Raw genomic sequence first — 6,762 nt, forward strand, 5'->3', positions numbered from 1 at the left:
TTCCATAAATAATCCAATAAGCTCACATCTAAAAGTAAATGATATTTATCAACAGCAATGTGGTTAAAAATAACATTGGCCTGGCCTAGCAAACTGCGTGCGCTAGAACCAACAGGAAACATGCTTTTTCGGAAATCAAGAGAACATCCTTTTGAGAATAACTCTATTGCCCCTACTCCAAATACTTCTAGACATATAATTTGATCCGACATATCAGTCGCAATAATTGAGCGTCCGTGACCTAAATTATTTACTTGCTGCGTATAGCTACTAATCTTGTCAAAATCCGATTGCACAAACCACGTGGTAGGGCTTATCGAACATATCTCCGCTCCCTGCTCATCCGTCACCACACGACAGTTTTCCATAGGCAATGTGAAGTTCATTTCATCACTAAGTGCAATAACTTGATCCTTAGTTACAGGTTGGGCTTTTTGAATCATTGCGATCCCAGTATTTCTCAATAGAGAAATAGATAAATTAGATAAAGCGAGAGACATATCTCCATGTCTATCCTGTCTTTCAAGTGCCAATGCCTCAACCATGAACTAGCTCCCCTTTCGTATCATAGAAGCAAGTAGATGTTATCTTCGCTTCATAGCTTCCCTCAAAATCATATATATTTATAACCTCTCCCATACGCTCATATCCATTTAACACTAATCCCAGCGCCACAGGTTTCTTAAGTGTCGGACTATACACACTTGAGGTGACACGTCCTTCTATAGGCGCAGGTGGCGCCGAATAACCATTTGCCATAATAATTCCACCGACAGGTAGAACTTTGTCTCCGATTACTTCAAGACCAACCAGTTGCTCCCTATTTTTTTGCAAGGCAGCTTCACGTGTTAAAGACCTTTGGCCTATGAAATCATCTTTCTTACGATCTGCCATCGCACCAAATCCAATATCATGTGGGATCGTCGCAGAATCTGTATCCCCCCCTACATGAACATAGCCTTTCTCAGTCCGCATAACCAGTAAAGCTTCTACCCCAAATGGTTCCACTTTCAATTCCTTCCCACGTTCTAATAAAGCTTCCCACATAGACCGCATATAACTTGATGGCATTGAAACTTCATATCCCAGCTCCCCAGTAAAACTGGTTCTCAAGATTCTAATTTCCACGCTTCCTAATGTTGTGCATCGTACAGTCATATGTGGAAATGCCTCATTCGCGAAATCAATGTCCAATCCTAATGTTTCAAGAAGCTTTCGTGACTTTGGCCCTTGTATACTAATAGTTCCCCATCCAGTGGTCATAGGCGTTACAATCACATCCAAATAAGGCCATTCACATTGGCGCCATTCATCTAACCATCCAGCAATCATTGCCGCATTACCACTGGTAGTGGTGAGCCAAAAGTGATCTTCCTCTAAACGAGAGAAAACACCGTCTTCCATAACTGTGGCTTGTTCATTCAACATGAGACCATATCGTGCCACACCGACTTTCATAGCCTTTACATTATTTATGTAAAACTTATGGAGAAATTCTGCGGCATCCTTTCCACGCACATCAATTTTACCCAATGGCGAATAATCTAGAATACCAACAGCATGACGCACATGTAATACTTCACGTTCAATAGCGGCTTGAGCTGTCTCATTATCTTCTTTGTAATATGCGGGTCGAGTCCATATACCATATTCATCAAATACAGCATCATAAGCCTCATGCCAGCTATTAAGAGCCAGATAACGAATTGGCTTAAATAACTTTCCTCGTTTACGACCTGCAAACGCCCCCATTGTGACTGGCGTATAAGGCGGACGAAACTTTGTGGTTCCAACTTCTGGTATGTCCCGATTTGTTACCTGACCAAGGATTGCCAGCGCATTGATATTACTTGTCTTACCCTGATCCATTGCCATACCTGTTGTTGTATAGCGTTTAAAATGTTCTACAGAAGTATAATTCTCTCTTGCAGCCAGATTTACGTCAGATGACGTTACATCATGTTGGAAATCCACCCAGCGCTTGGCATGTCGAATATCTTCACGCTCTGTTGGTAAATCCCATAAAGCTTCAATAGGTGAATTATGTATTGGCTCAACATCACTTAAAATATCTGACAATTCAAAGTACCCATTTGCCGCACCTATACATTCATTGTCTTGAACATATAAACTTGGCACAAATGCGAGTTTACAGTCGTCAAATCGAAGCTTACCACCTGATTGAGAATGCAAATGCACGACCGGAGAATATCCGCCCGACATACCAAGCAAATCGCATTTCAAATTAAATCGCATCGTACTTAACACATTCTCCGACAAATCAATGGGCGATACCGTCACTGATGATAAACGTTTTTGACCTTTAGCCTCGGTTACAACATGTCCTTTTAATATCTCGATACCCGCATCTTCTACTGCATGAACAAGATAACCATCTGGCGATTGCCTTGCATCTACTAATGCAACGACTTTCACTCCCGCCTTTTGCAAGCAGAGTGCTGTTCGATAAGCATCATCATTATTCGTTGCAATAACCACTTTATGACCGGGAGATACCTCATATCTATTCACATAAGTGCGAATAGCTGACGCTAACATAATCCCCGGTAAATCATTATTGGAAAAAACCAATGGTCGCTCTATGGCACCGGTTGCCAAAACAACCTTTTGCGCTCGGATATGCCATAGTTTTTCTCTTGGCGTATCCGCTACCTTATTCACATCAATATGGTCGGTTAAACGTTCTGAGACAGCAAGAAGATTGTCATCATAATATCCAACAGCCGTAGATCGTGTCATCACTGTCACATTTGGATGACTTTGTAATTTTTCTTTTTGGGCATCGATCCATTTCAATGCAGATAAATTAAAAATCTGGGCATCTTCAAATAATAAAGCGCCTCCAATTTGGTGATCCTGTTCTACTAATAGAACTTGCTTATCTTCTTTTGCATGTTCCAAGGCTGCCCGTATTCCCGCAGGCCCAGCCCCAACAACGAGCACGTCCACATGCTTATATTGATGATCATATGCAGATGGATCATTCTCTTTAGGGATTGTACCCAACCCTGCCATCTGACGAACCATAGGGCTCCAGAATTTCCATCCCGGCCATTTAAAAACCTTATAATAAAATCCTGCGACGAAGAAACGCTTTAAAATACCGGTTACTGCCAATAGATCATATTTAGCATTGGGCCAACAATTGACAGATTTTAACGTAAGTCCTTCTTGTATAGCCGTCGTTGTCATTCTGACATTGGGTTCTTCAAAAGGTGGTGTGCCCAGCTGCGCGATAGCATTTGCTTCCTCAGCACCTGCCGCCATAATGCCACGTGGCCGATGGTATTTAAAACTACGCCCTACGACTGAGACATCATTAGCCATTAAGGCAGAGGCAATTGTATCCCCCTCATACCCAAAATAGGTTTTTCCATCAAAAGTGAATGAGATTAGCTTTTCACGGTTTAAACGTCCTTTGGAAGGCAAACGAAATGATGTCATTTTTTATCTCCCAATTTCTGCCAACCTTCAGGGGGTTGCTCACCCATTTGATAGCACCCGTAAATTTCATGGGTCACGGTATTGCGGATCAGATTAAAATACTGGCTACATCCATGTATATGCCCCCAACGTTCCAAAGAAATCCCTTTTATATTATCTCTCATAAACAGGTATTCTGCCCATTGGCTATCTGTGACTTCCGATGCAGGTATTGGTCGTTCCAAATGCGATGGGCCTGCATATTTAAATTCTTCTTCACTTCGTTCCCCACAATAAGGGCATGTAATCTTGTGCATCTCTTATCCCCTTAATGTGCGATACCCGCTGCACCCATCTCATCAATGAAAGCACCGGTTTCAAATCTGTTTAACCCAAAGGCTTCTGTCAGTTTATGAGGTTGATCTGTTGCGATTGTATGGGCCAACGTATATCCCCCGGCAGGAATAGCTTTAAAACCGCCGGTCCCAAAACCGCAATTGACATACATGTTCTTCACTGGGGTATGCCCTATAATAGGGGAAGAATCATAAACGATATCAACAATACCCGCCCATTGGCGCATTAATTTCACACGTCGCAATTTCGGGAATATCTCAACAATACCCGCAACAATATTTTCAAGGGTATGCACGTTACCTCTTTGAGCATAGGAAGGATAAAGATCGAGCCCCCCGCCCATAACAACTTCCCCTTTGTCCGATTGGCTCACATAGACGCCCGCATCTGGTGATAAGACCACCGTATCGATAAAAGGTTTCAGAGGTTCAGAAACACAAGCTTGCAACGCCATGGATGTAACGGGTAATCGGAAACCAGCCATTTCTGCCAACACACTGGAATGACCAGCAACACAAAGGGCCACCTTCTTGGCTTTTACAGTTCCCTTTTGAGTTACTACTAGATGGGAACCATCCGCTGCCTTCTCAAAACCAGTTACTGCGCATTGTTGAATAATATCGACACCACGGTCATCTGCCGCGCGGGCATATCCCCAAGCTACACCATCATGACGGGCGACGCCGCCTCTTGGCTGGTTCATGCCGCCGAATATCGGAAAACGAGCCTCCTCACTCACATTCACGCCCGGCGCAAGCTCAATAATTTCTTCCCGTGTTAACCATTCCGCATCTACACCATTCATATGCATGGCATTAATAGCACGTCGAGACATTTCCACATCATGATGGCTATGACTTAAACGTAACAAGCCTGCTTGTCTTAGCATCACATTAAAATTCAACTCACGACTTAGGATTTCATATTGCTTTAAGGAGAAATCGTAAAATTCTGCACTTTCAGGATAGAGGTAGTTAGATCGTACCGTTATGGTGTTGCGCCCTGTATTACCGCCACCAAGCCACCCGGCCTCAATCACAGCAACATCAGTAATGTTATGTTCTTTCGCCAAATAATATGCTGTGGCAAGACCGTGGCCACCACCGCCAACAATCACAACTTCATATTCTTCTTTAAGCGGCGGACTACGCCATGCTTTATGCCAATCTTCGTGATGCTTCATTGCATTTCGGGCTAGCGAGAAAACCGAATAGTGCTGCATTTCTATCCCCTAGATATCTTTATGACAGGCAATTCTAGACAATCGCCCAAACACAAACTATACAGTTCTGTATATTTCATATTTTCACCCGTCAAGAGAATTATCAAAATGACTGAACAAAACGATATTCGCGGCAATACTAAAACAACCAAACAAGAATGGCTTAAAGCGGCACAGTTAATGTTAATCAACGATGGTGTAGAACGGGTGAAAATAGATCGTTTAGCAAAAGTACTAGATGTCACCAGAGGTGGCTTTTATTGGTTCTTTAAAAGTCGTCAGGATCTTTTAGATCAGCTTGTCGATGATTGGGCAGATAAAGATAGCGACCCCCTCATTAGTAGTTTAGAAGAATCGACCCCCGCTATGGATCGCTTAATTACCTTTGCAAAAATCATCATAGATGAAGATGAATATAACCCTGCCCTAGACATGGCGATCCGTGAATGGGCCAGAACGAATGAGAATATCCAAAAGAAGGTCACTTTAATTGATCAACTACGAATGACAGCCTTAGGAAATATCTTTAAAGAGCTTGGCGAAGATATAGATTCTGCTTTGATCCGGGCGCGTATTTATTACTTTCATCAGATCGGTTACTACGCTATGGGCATTAAAGAAACATCAGATCAACGAAAAAAATATCTTCCGATTTATTTTAAACAATTAACAGGTTATGATCTGCCGAAAGATTTTATGACCAAGTAAGAGCATCATGTCCGATCAAAGCCTTCCTATCCTATACAGTTTTCGCCGTTGTCCTTATGCCATGCGCGGCCGCCTTGCACTTTATGCTCGTGGCATCAACTGTGAAATACGTGAGATTGAATTAAAAAACAAACCTGATGAGATGCTACATATCTCACCAAAAGGCACTGTGCCCGTCTTGCAATTAACAGATGGAACAGTGTTGGAAGAAAGTCTGGATGTGATGTTATGGGCAGTCTCACAAGATAAAAACACACTCCAGATACCATCCATCCAGCATCCTACTGATGACATGCTTACGTTGATTGAGAAAATTGATGGCCCGTTCAAACATCATTTGGATCGTTACAAATACGAAAATCGCTATGAAGCCGAAGGCGCTGTTTCCAGCGAACATCGTGATGCGAATATGGTAATATTGCAGGATCTTAACGAACGCCTAAGCCAATCCCAATATCTTTTTGGAAATAACATCACTTTCGCTGATTTCGCCATTGCGCCTTTTATCCGTCAATTCGCCAATACGGATCGTAACTGGTTTGATCAACAAGCCCTTCCACATCTTATAAACTGGCTAGATAATTTCTGTAATTCCGAACCATTTCTGACCATCATGAAAAAACGCAAACCATGGTTAGATACTGATAAAGCGTTTGAGATATTTCCTTAACTTCACCTTACTCTTCACGATTCTTTCTAAAACATTGCGTAGAAGTAAACTCTGGTAACCAGCCTTCTCGGTGCTTGGTCCATAGTTCATATGTTGGGGTGAATTGATTAGGCTCATCCATGCTGCCTAGATGGATTTCTATCTCATTATCGCTTTTTGCATAAACTGATGAACCACAATTGGGACAAAAAAAACGCCCTTTATATTCCTTTGTATCGCCTGCAATCTCAACGGCATCTTTAGGAAACACAGCCGCAGCATAAAAGAGGGCGCCATGATGTTTCCGGCAATCCATACAATGACAAATACCAACCCTATCAGGTTCACATGAAACAACCAATCTGACGTTCCCACATTGGCA

At 42.4% G+C, this 6,762-nt stretch carries 7 protein-coding genes; 2 read left to right on the top strand and 5 right to left on the bottom strand.

Annotated features, from left to right (window positions below):
* The 4 genes from E1160_RS01140 to E1160_RS01155 form a co-directional block, all read right to left on the bottom strand.
* Positions 1–545 (bottom strand): sarcosine oxidase subunit gamma family protein (locus E1160_RS01140; RefSeq protein WP_155153155.1); only part of this gene is annotated, 545 nt, incomplete at its 3' end.
* A complete protein-coding gene (locus E1160_RS01145; protein WP_155153156.1) occupies positions 538–3,465 on the bottom strand; it encodes a sarcosine oxidase subunit alpha family protein in 2,928 nt (975 codons plus the stop codon). The genes E1160_RS01145 and E1160_RS01140, both read right to left, overlap by 8 nt.
* On the bottom strand, positions 3,462–3,761 hold the full coding sequence (locus E1160_RS01150; protein WP_155153157.1) for a sarcosine oxidase subunit delta: 300 nt from the start codon (positions 3,759–3,761) through the stop codon (positions 3,462–3,464). Before E1160_RS01150 ends, E1160_RS01145 begins: the two co-directional genes overlap by 4 nt.
* Before the next feature lie 11 nt (positions 3,762–3,772).
* Positions 3,773–5,023, bottom strand: coding sequence for a sarcosine oxidase subunit beta family protein (locus E1160_RS01155; RefSeq protein WP_155153158.1), 1,251 nt, complete (start codon positions 5,021–5,023; stop codon positions 3,773–3,775).
* A 108-nt stretch (positions 5,024–5,131) separates the two neighbouring features.
* Between E1160_RS01155 and E1160_RS01160 the strand changes: the two genes are divergently transcribed.
* Both E1160_RS01160 and E1160_RS01165 read left to right on the top strand, forming a co-directional pair.
* On the top strand, positions 5,132–5,731 hold the full coding sequence (locus tag E1160_RS01160) for a TetR/AcrR family transcriptional regulator (RefSeq protein ID WP_218048636.1): 600 nt from the start codon (positions 5,132–5,134) through the stop codon (positions 5,729–5,731).
* 7 nt (positions 5,732–5,738) lie between these two features.
* Positions 5,739–6,401 carry a glutathione S-transferase gene (locus tag E1160_RS01165; protein WP_155153160.1) on the top strand — a complete coding sequence of 221 codons (663 nt, stop codon included), beginning with the start codon at positions 5,739–5,741 and terminating at the stop codon, positions 6,399–6,401.
* 7 nt (positions 6,402–6,408) lie between these two features.
* Here the strand turns inward: E1160_RS01165 and E1160_RS01170 are convergent.
* Positions 6,409–6,762 (bottom strand): GFA family protein (locus E1160_RS01170; RefSeq protein ID WP_155153161.1); only part of this gene is annotated, 354 nt, incomplete at its 5' end.

It is taken from the genome of Curvivirga aplysinae, from assembly GCF_009711445.1.
GTDB lineage: Bacteria > Pseudomonadota > Alphaproteobacteria > UBA8366 > Aestuariispiraceae > Curvivirga > Curvivirga aplysinae.